We start from the raw sequence: 15865 nt of genomic DNA, 5'->3' as shown, positions 1-15865 counted from the left end.
AAAGAGGCATTATTTCCTTTATTCTGTTATCAAATTATTTCGCAAAATAAACTGATCACTATTTCCATGTAAAACAACAACCCTATATCTGCTTTTATCCTGTAAGAAAATTAAAGCCTTTGGTTGAATGTCAGGCTCAAGGAACAGATAAATCTCCTTGATCGGTTCAGGATAGAAGTCGGATGTCATTCGGATTGGATCCTCGAAGATCACATGAAGAATGAGGCCGTCCGCTGGATTCATTGTAAATCCGCCATACGTTGAGGGAGAAGAGTTCAGAAGAGATAAGATTGATTCCTCAAGCTCGCGGGTTAAAGGACGTTGTTCGATGACCTTGCCTTGTCTTATATCGAACACTTGAAATAGCATTGGTTCCTGGAAGCTGAGATTCAAGAATAATAATACGGTTGTCATTAATCTCACGATCACTAAAGATCACCTCGGAGTCATTCTTCCCAAATAGCTCGAAGTGCATAATTAAAAAGCAATTATTGAAGATCTGGTTTATAATACCATATAAGTGGATCTCTTAGATAAGGATGAGATCAGGTTGATAACATTCGAAGAGGTAGCAGAATATCATCTAAATGAGATAAGAGAGATCTATAATTACTATGTTTTGAATACGACAATATCCTTTCATACAGAGGAGCTGGATATCGAACATATCAAAGCTTCCGTTATGAATAATAATCCGCGCTTCAAATCTTATGCGATCTTGGATGAAAATCAAATCAACGGTTATGTCTTGATCACTTCATACAAAAGCAAACAAGCTTATGATATTAGCGGCGAGGTAACCATTTACTTAAAGCCGGATTGTTTGGGTAAAGGTATTGGCAAACAAGCGCTAACATTTATCGAAGGCGAAGCAAGGAAACAAGGCTTCCATACTTTAATAGCAACGATATGTATGGAGAATACGAGAAGTAAGTCATTATTCGAGAGGAACGGTTATGTCCAATGTGCTCTATTTAAGGAGATTGGGTATAAGTTCGACAGAAAGCGGGATATCGGGAGCTTCCAGAAGATATTGTAAGGGAATCTTGATGGGCTTTCGATTCTTATATTCGAGAGGCGGAGAACCATTGATTACCGTACAGACGCACATCGAGATCTCTGCATCGATCCAAATCTGTTTCGACTTGGCCAGAGACATCGACGTACATACCGCAACCGTCTGGAAGCATACGAAAGAAAGAGCGATTAGCGGAGTCACCTCGGGGCCGATCGGTCTGGGTGAGATGGTTACATTCGAAGCAACTCATTTCCGGGTCAGGCAGAAGCTCACTTCCAAAATCACGGAATACGATGCGCCTTATTTGTTCGTTGATGAGATGCAGAAAGGCGCGTTCAAGAGTCTAAGGCATGTTCATGAGTTTGTGTCCCTCGAAGGCAAGACATTAATGCGGGATTCGTTACATTTTGAAGCCCCACTTGGTTTTGTTGGATGGATTGTCGAAAGGGCGATACTGAAGAATTACATGAGAAGGTTTTTAGAGGATCGGAACAAGGAGTTGAAGAGATTGGCGGAATCAGCCGGAAAATCAGAATAGTATATCCGGCGAAGTCCCGCTCTGGCCATAATATAGAATCCATCTTCGAAGGGAGCATTGAAATGGAATTGAATACCCAACAATTGAACTTCAATATGACGGATATTTCGGGATCCTCATTCAAAGACGTAAGAGCGGAAGAATTGGTCTTCGATAACGTAAACCTTGCGAAGTCGAGCTTTAATAACGTGAATATGAGCGAGCTTAAAGTAAATGATGTCAATATGAGCGGACTCAAGCTAACGAACGTCAATGGTTCTCGCTCTAGCATTCAACATGCCAATTTGAGTCATATCGATGTGGATCATGTGCATCTGTATGGGGCCAGATTCAATCAAATCGTGTTGCCGGAGGAAGACGATACAGAGCGTGCGCCAATCGTCTTTACCAATAGCAATCTTTCCGGCACGCAATTCCGGAATTGCGATCTAACGGATGCGGATCTTACAGACTGCAACATCAAAGGGTTAAAAATTAACGGAATCCTCGTCGAGGAATTGTTAAAGAATTATTCCAAATAAAAGGAGCGACAATCGAATGGAACAGTGGGAATATCGAACGATCAAGTATAAGACGGGCGGCTTTCTAGGCGGCAAGGTTGATGCAGAGGAGCTCGAAGACGAATTGAATCAGTACGGCAGCGAAGGCTGGGAATTGGTCTCCTGCTTCGATACGAGCATGTCGCAAGGCGCTTCGCGGGATATCGTCATCGTGTTTAAACGGATTCGGAAAAACATAACGGATTACGCGGAGATAAAATAAGAAACGGATACGGAGGGATCTCATTGACTGGGATTGCCACAAATCTAACGGAACTCATTGGCAATACGCCACTACTGGAACTTGCTAATTTTGCTAAACAACATCAGATCGAATCAAGAATAATCGCAAAGCTGGAATACTTTAATCCGGCGGGAAGCGTCAAAGACAGAATCGGCTTCGCGATGATTAAAGACGCCGAAGAGAAGGGACTTATCGACCGGGATTCGGTCATCATCGAACCAACGAGCGGGAATACGGGGGTGGGGCTTGCTTTCGCCGCAGCGGCATTAGGTTACAAGTTAATTATCACCTTGCCGGACAGCTTCAGCATCGAGCGTCGGAAGTTGCTTGTCGCATTAGGGGCAGAGCTCGTATTAACGCCGGCGGCCGAAGGAATGGCTGGCGCGATCCGAAGAGCCGAAGAGATTGCGGCGTCCTTGCCGAACTCTTTCATCCCGCAACAATTCAACAATCCGGCTAATCCCGACATTCATAGGAGAACGACCGCGGAGGAAATCTGGAGAGATACCGAAGGCGAAGTCGATGTTTTCGTTGCCGGAGTGGGCTCTGGCGGGACGATATCCGGCGTCGGCGAAGTGCTTAAGCAAAGGAAACCCGGCATGAAGGTCGTCGCGGTAGAACCATCCGATTCTCCGGTACTTTCGGGCGGCAACAAGGGCGTTCATAAGATCCAAGGCATTGGCGCCGGATTCGTGCCCGCTAACTATAACGGCTCGGTCGTCGACGAGGTCATTCAAGTCAGGAACGACGATGCGTTCGAGACAGCTCGTCTTCTTGCCAGATCCGAAGGTCTGCTGGTCGGGATATCGTCTGGAGCGGCCGTGTTCGCAGCGTTACAACTTGCAAGAAGGCCCGAGAATCGCGATAAAAAAATCGTCGTGATCTTACCTGATACGGGCGAGCGGTATTTATCCACGTCGCTTTTTCCGGAAGCACCAAGTTAAGCTTTGAAGTTCTCTTGAAGAGAAATAAAAGAGTCCTCGATCGTCTCCAAATCCGTCGACCCGATGATCTGATCGATAACTTCACCATCAGCATTGAAGAAATAAAGAGATGGGAAGCCCGATCCGCCGTACTTGTCGTATAAGCTACCCGACTCGTCCATTAAGATCGGGTACTTGATTTGGTAGTCATTCACATAGGCTTCAACATCATTCCTATCGTCGCGATAGATGAGGTTGACCCCGTACAGGTTCACGTCTTCTTTGTATTTATTGTACAGCTGAACGACTTTAGGCGCATCTTCGTTGCAATAAGGACACCAAGAAGTAAAGAAAAGGATGGCCGTCGGCTTCTCCGAATAGTTTATGGTTGTTGGATTCGCATAAAGCAAGTCTTCTAGTACAATTTCTTCCGAATGCTGCTGCGTTGCGGTCGTTTCAACGGGGGCCGCAATGTCTGTATCTTCGCCGGGCAATTTGGATTTGTTAGCTTGTAAACTATAGACGATTGCGCAGAAGGCAATAAGCAAGACAAGATAACTGCTAACGACTTGTAGTTTTCTCATGATAGGTCACCTCTTCATTTGAAGAATAGTTTACAGTTAAAGAACATTTTTGGGAAGCGATCGGAGGAGGGGATCAGTCCGATTTTCATAAGTCCGCTTCATCAAGGCAAAGGTTACGCGCAACAGGCGATCATCGAAGCCGAGCGAATGTTCCCGCAAGCAACGACCTGGGAACTGGCTACGCTTCTGGAGGAAGAACGCAATTGTTACCTCTACGAGAAAATGGGATACGTAAAGACGGGCGTTCAAAGAATGCTTAACGAAAATGCGACTTTGATTTATTTCAAGAAAACTCCCGCTTTACATGCGAACAAACATTCGGTATGATTGAATTGGTTGACAATTCCAATTATGGGGAGCGAGTAGTGTGGGGAGAGTTGTCTTGTTCGACTTAAGCAGTCAAGATCCGGAGCGTGCAGCAACCTTTTATTCCTCGGTATTCGGCTGGCGAATCGCGGAGCCTAACTGGGGCTATTATCCGGTTACGACCGGGGACGATGGGAAACCGGGGATCAATGGCGGTATTTCCAAAGGACCTAACGACTTTCCGCACGGGATCAGGATTCAAATCGAAGTGGATGATATCGATGAATCCATACGCAAGTCGGTTGAATCCGGAGCGCAGATCGTAAGAGACAAGATGGAATTCGATCATTTTTATTTAGCTTATCTAGTAGATCCGGTAGGGAACGGAATCGGACTTATTCAGAATAAATGATGTTATACGGGGTCTGCATAGCAGCCCCCTTTTGTAATTATATTGGAAAAATAATAGGAGGACTCGTCCATGAACCCGATCCTTAATCAAATCGGCACCGTATTTATCCCCGTCAGCAACATCGAGAAAGCCCGCGACTGGTATTGCGATATTTTGAATCTGCCGGCAGACGGCGAGATCTTGTTCGGACACTTGTACGTGTTGCCGATGAATGGAACGAGTATCGTGCTGGATAGCAAGATTTATTCGCCGGATCACGTATTCAGGGCGCCGGCCTTCCATTTCAATACGCATAACATCGCGGAAGCATTCGAGTATATGCGATCCAAGCAAGTCAACTTCACGACGGCGATCGAGCATGACCAGTGGTTTAATTTCAAAGATCCCGACGGTAATCAATTGATGGTGTGCAAATGTTGAATTTGCCTTCGCGGCTTCAGGACATGCTGCAAGGATGTACTTTGCAACAAAATCATATCGGACATTCGAACAGCTTGGTGTTTAGAGTAGCTGGCGCAAAAGATTATTCGGCGTATCTCAAAGTATCCCCGTCGAATTGGCATGAGACTTTGCGGCCGGAAAGAGATGCACTCGACTGGCTTCATAACAAAATGCCGGTACCCGAGGTTCTCTTTTACGAAGAATATCAAAGCATGGATTACCTATTAATCTCCGAAATCATCGGGCTGGATGGCTCAAACGAACGATTGCGGGCGAAGCCCGACGAACTTGTACGTGTCTATGCGGAAGCGCTAAAGGATCTGCATGCGCTAAGCATCGCGGATTGCCCGCTACGCCAGACGATCGATAAGAAACTGGAAGTCGCTCATCGGTTAATCGATGAAAACTTGGTGGATGAATCCGATTTCGAAGAAGAATATCAAGGTTGGACGTCGTTGCAAGTCTACCGGGAATTGCAGCGCACACGGCCAAGCTCGGAAGACCTCGTATTCGCTCATGGGGACTATTGCCTCCCTAATATTCTCATTAACAAAGATCGATTATCCGGGTTCATCGATTTAGGCAAAGCGGGAATAGCGGATCGTTATCAAGACGTAGCGTTAGCGATAAGAAGCTTGAGACATAATTATGGGACGAATAAGTATTCGGATTATTTTCTGGAATGCTACGGTATCGATCGGGTCGATGGGGACAAAGTGAACTACTATATCTTAATGGACGAGTTATATTGAGTTGAGAGGCGGCTCTCTTATGATAACGATTCAAGAGATTCGGGATTATTGCTTGTCCTTGCCGGAAACCGTCGAACTGGATCATTGGGGGAAGCCTTCTTTTCGCATAAGGAATAAAATCATCGCGGTCTTTCAACCGGACGGTATCACGTTAACGATCAAAGCGTCTCCGGAAGACAAAGCCATATACTCCGATATCGATCCGAACGTCTACCGCATACCGGAGTCTTTTGCGAATATGAATTACTTGAACGTCCATCTGCCGTTTGCCGACCGTACGGAAGTGCAAGGATTGATTCGGAAAGCGTGGAGCAGCATCGCGCCCAAGAAGTTGGTGAAGGCTTATCTTGAGCGATAACGCAGTCGGTTCGGAAGGCATTCCGGGAAGAGGTGCATGTAGATCCGAACGCTAACGACAGTCCTGATGATATTAATAATCACTGCTCAGTCTCTGCAATCGAAGCCGTTGTACAACGATTTTCGTTTCTGGATGATCAGTATTTTTGGGTTCGCCGGATTGGTTATCGTGACGTTTATCTATAAGCTGATCCGACTAAAGCCATGAAGGAATAAGGAGTGGATTCGGCCGTGAGAATCAGAGTTGCGATTGAATCGATCGCGATCGGCGCTCTAAGTTATGTTGGTTATTTTGTTGCGATGAGCGTGAGGGGATACGTTCGGACTAGGAACGAAGTGCCGGATATCGTCAGCAGCTATGAAAAGGTGGATTATCTGCAAAGCGAGACGACTTTCGGATCGGCATACGAATACGAATGGTTGTTGGCATTGGTAGGCGCACTTGCGATTAGCGTCCTCTACTATTGCGTAAGAGCATACTTCTTCCGTCGTCCATGGATGAGGCGCTCATGATCGTTAGAGAAACGGAGCAATATTTCTACATGACGACTCAACATGATCATGCGCAATTATCTTATGAAATCGCGAAGTTATTAAGCGACGATCTTATGGTCGATCGAAGATGGTCTAATTCCGTGCTTCTTGCCATACGCGAGCACGATAGAGGCTGGATTCGATTGGATGAAACGCCGATCTGGAACGATCGCGATTCGGTGCCGTTCTCCTTCCAAGATTATCCGCTTCTGCCCAAGCTAATCTTGTATCGATTCGGATTGGACGAAGTTGAACATATGGACGTTTATGCGGCATTGCTGTGTAGCATGCACTACGCTACGTTCACGCATCTTCGGCAATCCGCAATACCGGATTGCATGGCTTTCATTCGCCATGAATCAGATAGACAAGAGCGGATCATCGCTAAGCTTGGCCCTATGGACAAAAGCGCGATCCTGAAGCATTTGAGTTTGTTGAGATTATGCGATGAAATCTCCTTGTTCATATGCTTGAATGAGCCTGGCGCGTCGAAAGAGAAAGAGCATCCTTGGTATCGCGAAGGGTTCGAGACGATCGTTGAGGGCCGCAAGATTCATGCGCATTGGATCAACCGTCACGAGATTCAAATCCGGCCGTACTTATTCAAGAAGCCGTTCTCCGCGTCTTTGAAGACGAAACAAGTGTCTAAATTATCGGTCGACCGAGTGGGGATCGACATCGCTTATAAGGAAGCGGGCTGGGTGAAACTGCTAGTTGGCATCACGTAAAGGAAAGGGAGTTTTCGCGCGGACATCGTCGGAGGGAAAGAGGAGATCGACAAGGCCAGGTGGGAAGGGAAATTCCTTACACGAATGAGGGTAAGATGAAATGACTACATTTACTTATCGAGACATGGAAGAGAAAGATCTGCTTATCATAAGCTCATTCCCGAGTTCGGATGACGAGCTATTCTATATGGGCCCTCGATTCGTGTACCCGCTCACGCCGGATCAGATCGTGGCGATGCTGGAAAATCGTCATAGTCCGACTGTCGTCCTCGGAGAGGCCGATACGCCGGTCGCTTACGCGAATCTATACGACGTCGATGCGGAGCGATCCTCTTGTTGGCTCGGCAACGTCATTGTCTCGAACGCCTATCGCGGCCATGGCGCCGCGCGCTATTTGTTGCGAACGATGATGACCCTAGCTCGCGAGAAGTACCGTCTAGACAAAATGAAGCTCTATTGTCACAATACGAATACGAAAGCTTTACTCTTCTACTGCAATAACGGATTCGTCCCTTGCGGCTCGAGAATCATCGAGAATCATAGGAAAGAAACGATCGTATCGATCGAGATGGAAAGAACGTTGCACCTCGGCGACTGAACAGGAGAACGAATATGGCACCAGCATTTTTTCATGGCTTCGTACTCGCGATCGGCTTGATTCTGCCGCTCGGGGTACAGAATTTTTTTGTTTTCTCGCGAGGCGCGTTAGGCAAGCGTTTCTCGACTGTTTTCCCCGTCGTCGTCACGGCGTCATTATGCGATACGTTGCTGATCTTGTTGGCGGTATATGGCGTCTCCTTAGTCGTCATGAGTTTCATTTGGGTAAAGACCGCGCTACTGATCGCCGGCCTCGTATTCTTGGTTTATATGGGCTTCGTCACCTGGAAAAGCAAATCCGACCGGCAATCGGCCGACGCAGGCGAACTCGGCTTAGCTCGATCGATCGGATTCACCGCCATGATCTCTTTGCTTAATCCGCATGCGATTCTCGATACGGTCGGCGTCATCGGCACAAGCTCGATGGATTACAAAGGCTCGGTCAGAATCGCCTATACGGCCGGCTGCCTGCTCGTGTCCTGGCTTTGGTTCGCTTCGCTCGCGCTCGCCGGCAGGTTCATCGGCATGAAGGACAAGAATGGCAGATTGCTTGGATCCTTGAATAAAGTGTCGGCGGTCGTCATGTGGGCCGCGGCGATCTATCTTCTTCGCTCTTTCTGGTAGAGTACCTTGAATGTGGAGATGAACGCTCGATGAGTACCAATCTGATCATCGTGTTCGCGATGACGATGATTATTCACGCCGCGGAGACGCTATCCTACTCGGCACGGCTGGCCGGCGTCCGGTTGAACAAAATCGCCGTCGCGTTGTCGCTAACGGGCATCATCGTGCTCGTGTCGCGTACCGCGAACATGGTCCAAGCGCCGCTAACGGCCAAGTTCGTCGATTACGCAAGAGATCATGCCGATAACGAACTTCTTCGTCAGCTTAGAATCATCATCCTCGCCTCTTCCGTCGGGACTTTGCTCGCCATCATCCTATTTCCGACGTTCATCGGTATTTTCGCCAGAATCATTAATCGATTGGAAGCGACCGGCTCGATCCCGAAGCTCATCTCCAGCGTGACATTCTCGCAGATCAAGCGATCGAGGAAATACATACGGTTGCCGCGGTTCAAATTCAGCCAGTACCGTTACTTGGGCATCTCCAAAAGCTTCATTCTGCTGCATATCGTCGTCACTTCCATTTACACGGTCGGCGTGCTTGCCTCGCTGTATGCCGCCCATCTGCTTCCGCAATTCAGCACGACGGCCTCGCAGGCATCGGGAATCATTAACGGCATCGCGACGATCATATTGACCATCTTCATCGATCCTCAGCTCAGGCTCATTACCGACAAAGCGCTCACGCATCAAGAACAACGCAATCAACTCGGCAAAATCTACGTCCTGCTCATGACCAGCCGATTCCTCGGCACGATGGCGGCCCAGCTCGTCCTCATTCCGGCAGCGTATTTGATCGGATACTTCGTGAAAATCATTTAATAGACAGAGGTAAAGGGGATCGACACCATGGAAGTCAAAGAATTCACGGTTACGGTGAAGTTAACGCGCGAAGACATTATGCAAATGAATTTATCGTACCTCGCAAGACAAGGGTATATTTGGATTTTTGCAGTCCTGTTTATCCTTGCTACGACACGCATTGCCGTGGACTTCGCGGCGCGCGAGTTCTCCGGATATACGCCAATGGCGATTTTCGTGTTTATTATGATGATCGTATTGATATATAGTCTGTTATCGGGCTCGAAGAAATCTTTCGAAAGCAAGTTCGTTCAGGAAGAGAGAAGATACACCTTTTCGGAGAATGATATCTATATGGAGTCGGAATCGACCACCCAACGATTGTTATGGTCCGATCTGGTAAGAGCCCTTACCTTGCCGAAGTTCGTCGTCCTCTTCCTCGCTCATAATTCCGTTCATTTAATCCCGACGCGCGCGATGAGTCCTGAACAGGTTCAAGCAATCAAGCAGGCGATCAAAGACAAGGTGAGGAAGGACAAGAAGTCCGGCTTGAGACGATTTCTAATACGGACGGCCATCTATCTCGTCGTCTTTCTCGTGACCGTCGGAATCGTTCAGTATTTTCTAGCGGAATAATACGCGATGATAGAAGGAAGCGGCAGCCGATGATCGAATCGAAACAGAAGACTGCTCGTCCACAGAGGGATGCAAGAGGATCGGTTGTTGCAAAACGAAGAATTGAAGCCCTAAGGAGATCCGGTCACGACATCCGAAGTACGGAGAAGTATCGGCTTTACCGAACCATTCATCAGTTCATCACCTAGCTTAAGGAGAGAAGGACATGAGTGATTTGAGCTTGCTGCGCCATTTTATCGCGACGCTCCGTTATCGGGGTTCGAAAGCGATCTTGGATGCGCCGGAGCATTATGCGGATTATGAAGCGGGATTCGGTGTTCGGTCGCCAATCGATATTCTATCGCACATGTCGGACGTCATTCGATATGCGCAATCCGTGATCTGTTCGGACGTGCAACCGGCGAAGAAGCGCGGAACTTGGTCCGATGAAGTCTCCTTTTTTCTAGCCGAATTGGACCGATTGGACCGTCTTATTCAAGAATGCGGCTTACCGAACGACGGAGGACGTATCGCTGAGCAATTGCTTCAAGGGCCGCTCGCCGATGCGATGACGCACGTCGGACAGTTGGCCATGCTAAGAAGAATGGCGGGAGACGCCATTCCGAAGGAAAACTTCTTCCGGGCGCCGATTTCGGCTGACAATCCCGGTCCCCCAAACGATTAGACCTCGAGGGCGCTGGCGGTGTTGGCCGAGGAAAATCCCCGAGAAGAATCAGTAAAGATTATCGTCGCAGGGATTCTATCGTTAAGTCGCTTTTGTTAACATGGATTTACTCTTTACCTTATCCCCTTAATCTTGTTTAAGAAAGAAAAGGTGAACTCATGAAATTATATATGTATGTGCTATATGCCGGAATACTCGGCGTCATTGCGTTTTTCACCCAAGAGATCGTGTCCTACGTGCTTCTTGGTTTCATCCTAATCGCACTAAATAATATATTGTCGGTACTGAAAGAGATTTCGGAAAAGTTGGATCGTAAATAATACGTTAGGTGAAATCCCTGTAAATACTATGATGGAGTGAATTCAATGGAGTTAATAGAAATCAAGAAAAACTTATTTACTACGCCTGAGGAATACTACCTGGCTCATTGTATTACTGCGGATGCAAACCGCGGTGGTTATATGCGGAGCTCCTTTTATTTCTTCACTGAGCCGTGGGAAGTATAACTTCTTGGATTGATGTTTCCCCGTAGGGGGAAAACTAAAAGAAAGACCCCGTGTAGGGAGGTCTCTCTCCATAATTGCACTTATTGTACAACTCAATTGATCCTTGCTGCATTCTTAGTACGTGCGGAAATGGGTATTTTTCGGCTTCTTAATTATTTTCGTATCGATGATGAAAGCAACAATACCTCCAATTGTATATGCAATCATATCCATAGGGTCGAATATAGAACCAATTACTAGCTGTGCAATTTTATTGTGTTGAAGACCTAGAATTGAAGCAAAGTGAAAATACTGCAGCACTTCTGTGATTAAAGCCAATACAAGAGTAAAGATTACAACATAAATCGAACTAAAATCTTTCAGAGTCATAATAAAATAATATATAAAAACTACAATAATAACATCCCCAACTAATCCTCTTATGAACGGCATTTCACTAAAGAGCAAAACTATAAGTATACAGAAAATAATACACATTAAGGAAAGGCTAAAGTAAACTAGTCTTCTATCCATAAGTACACCTCGTGTTTTCTTTGTATGAGAAATGACATCAGAGAAAAATTTTTATAGTTTTTTTCTAAGGTGAAGTATATCCTATTAACCCAGTAGTGCCAATCGCCGGTTCCTTATATAAATAAAGAAGGCTTCGGATTAACGAGATCTCAATGGCAGGGCCGACCAGTTTAAATAAATTAGCAATGCCAGAAATTCGATGTGGTCTAGACAAATTACAATGGGGAAGAGTAAAAGAAATAATCTTTAGAGATCACTGTTTGCAGATTATAGATAAAGAGATGGGATTCTGAAATATATGCAAGAGCGGAGGGCAATTCATGAGAAGCCGCATAATTGTCTTGGCATTATTTTCAATAATCTATTTATCTGGATGTGGTAATTCAAAGCCTTATAATTATGAAACAGCTGTTGATCATGGTGATATTGTAGATCTGCATGGAAAAATAACGAATACTAAAAGGCTTGAAGAATTTAACCAGAACATTTTACAAAACAACAAAGATAAAATTAGAATTACTCGAATTACAATTGAAGGAGATCCATTATTTTTTGATTTTCATTTTAATGGGAAAGAAATTAAGTTCCGATATGACAACTCTAAAGATAAATATGGAACAAGCAATATAAGATCTACAGCATGTAAATCACTCATAACCAGAAAGTCCGAAAGAGGAATTGAGTATAGTCTTAATGGATGTTATGGAAAGAATGAAGAAATAGGTAATAATTTTAAGTTCGAAGTAATTAATCAATGAACTTGGGGTATCTCAGGAAGGCATATACATCATCTAACACAATGTTCACGCTTCGGGCCATTCGGCCCTCGGTCCGGCAGGAGTTAGATGTATTTTCGGAGAAGTAATTGGCAGCAGCAGGGAAGCGGGATCAGCCGGACACATTCGCACCACCTAACCGCATCGCGGCCGCCCCTTTGGGGCTTAAGGTGGTGGGACGTCGTGAATGCACGAACGTTAGCTGAAATTACCTGTGAAGCAAAAAGATAGGGGAGAACTTCAATGATTTCTTTTATTTTGAATCTTCTATTCTATCGGAGGTCTAATCCATCTTTTTCCAATGAAGAACTCAATGATTTTGAAGATTTGTATATTAGAGCTATTCAGAATAATGGAGTAATAAATTATCAATATGATTTTCCTAAATACCGTTTCATCGATTACCTTATTCAAGAGAAGAACTTTGTAGCTCATGGCTCAAATATCAAGGATATCGAATTATTTGAAACCAGAAAGCAAACTTTATTTAACGGTGAATATGTAAATGCCATTTTTGCCACTAAAGATGGCATATGGCCGATTTTCTACGCTATATTAGATCGAAGTAAAGTAGTCAATAATTTTAGGAATGGATGCTTTAAAGCATTGAACAATAAGAAATATTATTTCTTTTCATTAACGAAGAAGACCTTAGATAAGGATCCTTGGACAACTGGAGTGATCTATTTTTTATTATCAGAATCATTTGAACAAACCAATAAAACTCGAGTCCATTTTGACGAATGGATAAGTAGACAAGAAACCAAGCCGGTTCTTAAATTAGATGTAAGTAAAGAAGATTTTGAATATATTAATAAGATCTCTACTCACAAGCCAAAAGAATCAATTATTATAACATGGTTATTGTACAAGATCAGAACATCAATTCTAGGCCACTCGAAGAGGACAGATAACTTCAAATAACACCATGTTCACGCTTCGGGCCATTCGGCCCTCGGTCCGGCATGAGTTAGATGAGGGTTCGAAGATGCAATTGGCAGCAGCAGGGAAGTGGATTCAACCGGACACATCCGCACCACCAACCGCATCGCGGCCGCCTTTCGGGCTTAAGGTGGTGGGACGTCGTATACACTTGAACGTTAGACGAAATTCCTGAGAAACAAACAAAACCTTTTGAACACATTATGTGATGATTCTTTCTTCAGAGGAAATGAAGTTTGTTAAATGACTAGTGGGTTAGAATAAACTAATTTTTGTGAACGTCGCGAATACCAGCGACGGAGCAAGACAGTTTTATTATTTGAAATCATGAAGGGATCTCATATTAACTATGAAGATAAGTAAGGAAACAGCAGAACATTATGTTTGGGGAACGAGTTGTGATGGATGGCATCTTTTAAAGGAAGAGTCTTTAAGTATTATTCATGAAAGAATGCCTCCATGGACAGAGGAGACTAGACATTATCATAATCGATCTAGACAATTCTTTTTTGTTCTTTTAGGTACGGTAACGATTGAGATGAATGGAAAGTTCTACGAAGTAAATCAACAAGAAGGATTGGAAGTCCCACCAACAACCCCACATCAGGTTTATAATAATACAGATTCTGCAATTGAATTTTTAGTAATTTCACAACCAACAACGAAGGGCGACAGAATTTCAGTTTAGTGGATTCAAAGAAGCCAAGAACTTCGTCTAACACCATGTTCACGCTTCGGGCCATTCGGCCCTTGATCCGGCAGGAGTTAGATGTTGATTGAGGGATGCAATTGGCAGCAGCAGGGAAGCAGAGTCAGCCGATACATCCGCACCACCTAACCGCGTCGCGGCCGCCCTTCGGGCTTAAGGTGGTGGGACGTCGTGAACACATGAACGTTAGTTGAAATTAATGCAGGGCGAAAACAAATTTGAAGACAAAGATAGGAGTGCCAAATGTCTATAATCATTCGATCAGAAATTGAAAGTGACCATACTCAAGTCCACGATGTTAATTGGGTTGCTTTTGGAAACCGAGAAGACGAAGCAACATTAGTTGAAAGAATAAGGAATACCCCTAATTTTGTTCCGCAACTCTCAATTGTCGCTGAGTTAGATGGGGAAATAGTAGGACATTTATTACTAAGTAAAGCAGAAGTTGTTGATGACAATAATCTGCATGAGGTAATCGTATTAGCACCGATTGCAGTCAAACCTGACTATCAAAAACAAGGTATCGGAAAACAACTAATATATGAGGGGCTAAATAGATGTAAAGAGCTTGGCTTCTATATCGTCTTACTGATCGGACATCCATCTAGACCTTTAATGAAGACACTTTTTGCATAAACATTATGATAGGAGCTAGATCAATGAATTTCATATACGGAGACTATCTTATTAGTGATAACAAAGAAATACTGGATCTCCCTACGATTAAGGGCTTTCTTGCTAGAAGTTATTGGGCAAACAAGAGATCTGATGAAAGAATTGAGAAATCTATAGATTCTTCAGTATGTTTTGGAATATATAAAGAAGAAAAGCAGGTTGGTTTTGCTAGGCTTGTCACGGATGATGCGACAATGTACTGGCTTTGTGATGTCTATATTCATGAGGAATACAGGGGGCAAGGACTTGGCAAGATACTAATTGAAGTAATAACAAAATCAGATCGATTTAAAGATTTAATGGGATTACTAGGGACAAGAGATGCACATGAACTATACGAACAATATCTATTTAATAGAGATAGTGAACGCTTCATGTTAAGACTTCCTGATTATTTAAGGAATATATAAAAGCAGCGAAAGTGTGAGTAACACAATGAAGTCGTCGACATCTGATAACACCATGTTGGAGTAGAAGAAATGAAATATTATCAGATGAATTTGAAGGAAGATAGAAGTGAAAAACAACACAATTAACTAAGAGGAGTACAACATCAATTGGAACCGCACATGCATTCAGTACCAAAAGATAAAAATTATATAGGATTTTTGGAATCGAGTATTCATTCAAATACTAGAAATCATCCCGTTTATTCCAATAATCTTTCTCTATAATTTATCAGTAAAAATATCTATTAATTTGGGGAGTACAATTCCATATATTATATATTGGATATTCGTTTATTCGTATTTTACTTACTATCATGATCTCTTTTTTTGGAGGAACACCAGGGAAATTTATTATGAAAGTTAGAGGAAAGTATGAAGTACCAAACATCTTAGTTGGTTTATTATTTTTTATAGATTCTCTATTTCATGCACGGCGACTTCCCAGTGAAAGAGGTTGATCTGTATTCTTCTAATATCCGATCTATTTTTAACTTTGATCGATTTTGTAGGAGAAGTGTTTATAGGAACCGGAACGGACTATTTTTCAAGCAAGAATAACCGTCGATAAGAGAAAAGAGTTATTTAATTAAAGAAAGAG

At 44.1% G+C, this 15865-nt stretch carries 24 protein-coding genes and 1 pseudogene; 22 read left to right on the top strand and 3 right to left on the bottom strand.

The window, feature by feature from the left end; all coding sequences use genetic code 11:
• Nucleotides 1–18: 18 nt before the first annotated feature.
• Nucleotides 19–423, bottom strand: a complete 405-nt coding sequence (locus ACFPPD_RS26825) for a hypothetical protein (protein ID WP_209749778.1) — start codon at nt 421–423, stop codon at nt 19–21.
• A gap of 127 nt (nt 424–550) precedes the next feature.
• On the opposite strand from ACFPPD_RS26825, the gene ACFPPD_RS26820 reads away from it, so the two are divergent.
• The 5 genes from ACFPPD_RS26820 to cysK all read left to right on the top strand — a co-directional run bounded on the left by ACFPPD_RS26820 (nt 551) and on the right by cysK (nt 3283).
• Nucleotides 551–1039, top strand: a complete 489-nt coding sequence (locus ACFPPD_RS26820) for a GNAT family N-acetyltransferase (protein WP_378084017.1) — start codon at nt 551–553, stop codon at nt 1037–1039.
• 49 nt (nt 1040–1088) lie between these two features.
• On the top strand, nt 1089–1556 hold the full coding sequence (locus tag ACFPPD_RS26815; protein ID WP_209749779.1) for an SRPBCC family protein: 468 nt from the start codon (nt 1089–1091) through the stop codon (nt 1554–1556).
• 62 nt (nt 1557–1618) lie between these two features.
• Entirely contained in the window at nt 1619–2077 is a 459-nt protein-coding gene (locus ACFPPD_RS26810) for a pentapeptide repeat-containing protein (RefSeq protein WP_209749780.1), read from the top strand.
• A 16-nt stretch (nt 2078–2093) separates the two neighbouring features.
• Nucleotides 2094–2318: a DUF4177 domain-containing protein gene (locus ACFPPD_RS26805; RefSeq protein ID WP_209749781.1), complete on the top strand. Its 225-nt coding sequence runs from the start codon at nt 2094–2096 to the stop codon at nt 2316–2318.
• 23 nt (nt 2319–2341) lie between these two features.
• The gene (gene cysK, locus ACFPPD_RS26800) at nt 2342–3283 is read left to right on the top strand and encodes a cysteine synthase A (protein WP_209749782.1); all 942 of its coding nucleotides are present in this window, start codon (nt 2342–2344) and stop codon (nt 3281–3283) included.
• Here the strand turns inward: cysK and ACFPPD_RS26795 are convergent.
• Nucleotides 3280–3846 carry a TlpA family protein disulfide reductase gene (locus tag ACFPPD_RS26795; protein ID WP_209749783.1) on the bottom strand — a complete coding sequence of 189 codons (567 nt, stop codon included), beginning with the start codon at nt 3844–3846 and terminating at the stop codon, nt 3280–3282. The genes cysK and ACFPPD_RS26795 overlap by 4 nt on opposite strands.
• Nucleotides 3847–3918: 72 nt before the next feature.
• Between ACFPPD_RS26795 and ACFPPD_RS26790 the strand changes: the two are divergent.
• The 12 genes and pseudogenes from ACFPPD_RS26790 to ACFPPD_RS26735 form a co-directional block, all read left to right on the top strand.
• Nucleotides 3919–4173: pseudogene (locus ACFPPD_RS26790) on the top strand (GNAT family N-acetyltransferase); the annotation flags it as partial.
• Nucleotides 4174–4213: 40 nt separating this feature from the next.
• A complete protein-coding gene (locus ACFPPD_RS26785) occupies nt 4214–4564 on the top strand; it encodes a VOC family protein (RefSeq protein ID WP_209749785.1) in 351 nt (116 codons plus the stop codon).
• A 69-nt stretch (nt 4565–4633) separates the two neighbouring features.
• Nucleotides 4634–4984, top strand: coding sequence for a VOC family protein (locus ACFPPD_RS26780; protein WP_209749786.1), 351 nt, complete (start codon nt 4634–4636; stop codon nt 4982–4984).
• Nucleotides 4978–5757 carry an APH(3') family aminoglycoside O-phosphotransferase gene (locus ACFPPD_RS26775; RefSeq protein WP_209749787.1) on the top strand — a complete coding sequence of 260 codons (780 nt, stop codon included), beginning with the start codon at nt 4978–4980 and terminating at the stop codon, nt 5755–5757. The genes ACFPPD_RS26780 and ACFPPD_RS26775 overlap by 7 nt, the downstream gene beginning before the upstream one ends.
• A 19-nt stretch (nt 5758–5776) precedes the next feature.
• Nucleotides 5777–6115: an MmcQ/YjbR family DNA-binding protein gene (locus tag ACFPPD_RS26770; protein ID WP_209749788.1), complete on the top strand. Its 339-nt coding sequence runs from the start codon at nt 5777–5779 to the stop codon at nt 6113–6115.
• A gap of 230 nt (nt 6116–6345) precedes the next feature.
• Nucleotides 6346–6627 carry a hypothetical protein gene (locus tag ACFPPD_RS26765; protein WP_209749789.1) on the top strand — a complete coding sequence of 94 codons (282 nt, stop codon included), beginning with the start codon at nt 6346–6348 and terminating at the stop codon, nt 6625–6627.
• Complete coding sequence (locus tag ACFPPD_RS26760) at nt 6624–7376, top strand: DUF3891 family protein (RefSeq protein WP_209749790.1); 753 nt, start codon at nt 6624–6626, stop codon at nt 7374–7376. The genes ACFPPD_RS26765 and ACFPPD_RS26760 overlap by 4 nt, the downstream gene beginning before the upstream one ends.
• A gap of 187 nt (nt 7377–7563) precedes the next feature.
• Nucleotides 7564–7974, top strand: a complete 411-nt coding sequence (locus tag ACFPPD_RS26755) for a GNAT family N-acetyltransferase (RefSeq protein WP_378084011.1) — start codon at nt 7564–7566, stop codon at nt 7972–7974.
• A 14-nt stretch (nt 7975–7988) separates the two neighbouring features.
• Complete coding sequence (locus tag ACFPPD_RS26750; RefSeq protein ID WP_209749792.1) at nt 7989–8597, top strand: LysE/ArgO family amino acid transporter; 609 nt, start codon at nt 7989–7991, stop codon at nt 8595–8597.
• Between the two features lie 29 nt (nt 8598–8626).
• On the top strand, nt 8627–9418 hold the full coding sequence (locus ACFPPD_RS26745) for a lipid II flippase Amj family protein (protein WP_209749793.1): 792 nt from the start codon (nt 8627–8629) through the stop codon (nt 9416–9418).
• Between the two features lie 27 nt (nt 9419–9445).
• The gene (locus ACFPPD_RS26740) at nt 9446–10033 is read left to right on the top strand and encodes a YcxB family protein (RefSeq protein ID WP_209749794.1); all 588 of its coding nucleotides are present in this window, start codon (nt 9446–9448) and stop codon (nt 10031–10033) included.
• Nucleotides 10034–10238: 205 nt separating this feature from the next.
• Entirely contained in the window at nt 10239–10697 is a 459-nt protein-coding gene (locus tag ACFPPD_RS26735) for a hypothetical protein (RefSeq protein ID WP_209749795.1), read from the top strand.
• A gap of 620 nt (nt 10698–11317) precedes the next feature.
• Here the strand turns inward: ACFPPD_RS26735 and ACFPPD_RS26730 are convergent.
• Nucleotides 11318–11716 (bottom strand): ribosomal maturation YjgA family protein, encoded by a 399-nt coding sequence (locus ACFPPD_RS26730; RefSeq protein WP_209749796.1) that lies wholly within the window; start codon nt 11714–11716, stop codon nt 11318–11320.
• Nucleotides 11717–12036: 320 nt separating this feature from the next.
• Here ACFPPD_RS26730 and ACFPPD_RS26725 point away from each other — a divergent pair, with 320 nt between their 5' ends.
• From ACFPPD_RS26725 to ACFPPD_RS26705, 5 genes are all read left to right on the top strand, one after another.
• Nucleotides 12037–12474, top strand: a complete 438-nt coding sequence (locus tag ACFPPD_RS26725) for a DUF4362 domain-containing protein (protein WP_209749797.1) — start codon at nt 12037–12039, stop codon at nt 12472–12474.
• Between the two features lie 261 nt (nt 12475–12735).
• A complete protein-coding gene (locus tag ACFPPD_RS26720; protein WP_209749798.1) occupies nt 12736–13416 on the top strand; it encodes a hypothetical protein in 681 nt (226 codons plus the stop codon).
• A gap of 367 nt (nt 13417–13783) precedes the next feature.
• Nucleotides 13784–14122: a cupin domain-containing protein gene (locus ACFPPD_RS26715; RefSeq protein WP_209749799.1), complete on the top strand. Its 339-nt coding sequence runs from the start codon at nt 13784–13786 to the stop codon at nt 14120–14122.
• Nucleotides 14123–14386: 264 nt separating this feature from the next.
• On the top strand, nt 14387–14779 hold the full coding sequence (locus tag ACFPPD_RS26710) for a GNAT family N-acetyltransferase (RefSeq protein ID WP_209749800.1): 393 nt from the start codon (nt 14387–14389) through the stop codon (nt 14777–14779).
• Between the two features lie 23 nt (nt 14780–14802).
• Complete coding sequence (locus tag ACFPPD_RS26705; RefSeq protein ID WP_209749801.1) at nt 14803–15228, top strand: GNAT family N-acetyltransferase; 426 nt, start codon at nt 14803–14805, stop codon at nt 15226–15228.
• Nucleotides 15229–15865: the final 637 nt, after the last annotated feature.

This window comes from Cohnella suwonensis (assembly GCF_042655365.1).
GTDB classification, from domain to species: domain Bacteria; phylum Bacillota; class Bacilli; order Paenibacillales; family Paenibacillaceae; genus Cohnella; species Cohnella suwonensis.
The sequence above is the reverse complement of the archived record's forward strand: the minus strand, read 5'-3'. Positions and strand labels throughout refer to the sequence as shown.

What these genes read in the sequence shown, in the direction of transcription:
- ACFPPD_RS26810 (WP_209749780.1), top strand. Translation starts at nt 1,619, where the DNA reads ATGGAATTGAATACCCAACAATTGAACTTCAATATGACGGATATTTCG.
- ACFPPD_RS26805 (WP_209749781.1), top strand. Translation starts at nt 2,094, where the DNA reads ATGGAACAGTGGGAATATCGAACGATCAAGTATAAGACGGGCGGCTTT.
- ACFPPD_RS26795 (WP_209749783.1), bottom strand. Translation starts at nt 3,846, where the DNA reads ATGAGAAAACTACAAGTCGTTAGCAGTTATCTTGTCTTGCTTATTGCC.
- ACFPPD_RS26780 (WP_209749786.1), top strand. Translation starts at nt 4,634, where the DNA reads ATGAACCCGATCCTTAATCAAATCGGCACCGTATTTATCCCCGTCAGC.
- ACFPPD_RS26775 (WP_209749787.1), top strand. Translation starts at nt 4,978, where the DNA reads ATGTTGAATTTGCCTTCGCGGCTTCAGGACATGCTGCAAGGATGTACT.
- ACFPPD_RS26770 (WP_209749788.1), top strand. Translation starts at nt 5,777, where the DNA reads ATGATAACGATTCAAGAGATTCGGGATTATTGCTTGTCCTTGCCGGAA.
- ACFPPD_RS26760 (WP_209749790.1), top strand. Translation starts at nt 6,624, where the DNA reads ATGATCGTTAGAGAAACGGAGCAATATTTCTACATGACGACTCAACAT.
- ACFPPD_RS26755 (WP_378084011.1), top strand. Translation starts at nt 7,564, where the DNA reads ATGGGCCCTCGATTCGTGTACCCGCTCACGCCGGATCAGATCGTGGCG.
- ACFPPD_RS26750 (WP_209749792.1), top strand. Translation starts at nt 7,989, where the DNA reads ATGGCACCAGCATTTTTTCATGGCTTCGTACTCGCGATCGGCTTGATT.
- ACFPPD_RS26745 (WP_209749793.1), top strand. Translation starts at nt 8,627, where the DNA reads ATGAGTACCAATCTGATCATCGTGTTCGCGATGACGATGATTATTCAC.
- ACFPPD_RS26740 (WP_209749794.1), top strand. Translation starts at nt 9,446, where the DNA reads ATGGAAGTCAAAGAATTCACGGTTACGGTGAAGTTAACGCGCGAAGAC.
- ACFPPD_RS26735 (WP_209749795.1), top strand. Translation starts at nt 10,239, where the DNA reads ATGAGTGATTTGAGCTTGCTGCGCCATTTTATCGCGACGCTCCGTTAT.
- ACFPPD_RS26730 (WP_209749796.1), bottom strand. Translation starts at nt 11,716, where the DNA reads ATGGATAGAAGACTAGTTTACTTTAGCCTTTCCTTAATGTGTATTATT.
- ACFPPD_RS26725 (WP_209749797.1), top strand. Translation starts at nt 12,037, where the DNA reads ATGAGAAGCCGCATAATTGTCTTGGCATTATTTTCAATAATCTATTTA.
- ACFPPD_RS26720 (WP_209749798.1), top strand. Translation starts at nt 12,736, where the DNA reads ATGATTTCTTTTATTTTGAATCTTCTATTCTATCGGAGGTCTAATCCA.
- ACFPPD_RS26715 (WP_209749799.1), top strand. Translation starts at nt 13,784, where the DNA reads ATGAAGATAAGTAAGGAAACAGCAGAACATTATGTTTGGGGAACGAGT.
- ACFPPD_RS26710 (WP_209749800.1), top strand. Translation starts at nt 14,387, where the DNA reads ATGTCTATAATCATTCGATCAGAAATTGAAAGTGACCATACTCAAGTC.
- ACFPPD_RS26705 (WP_209749801.1), top strand. Translation starts at nt 14,803, where the DNA reads ATGAATTTCATATACGGAGACTATCTTATTAGTGATAACAAAGAAATA.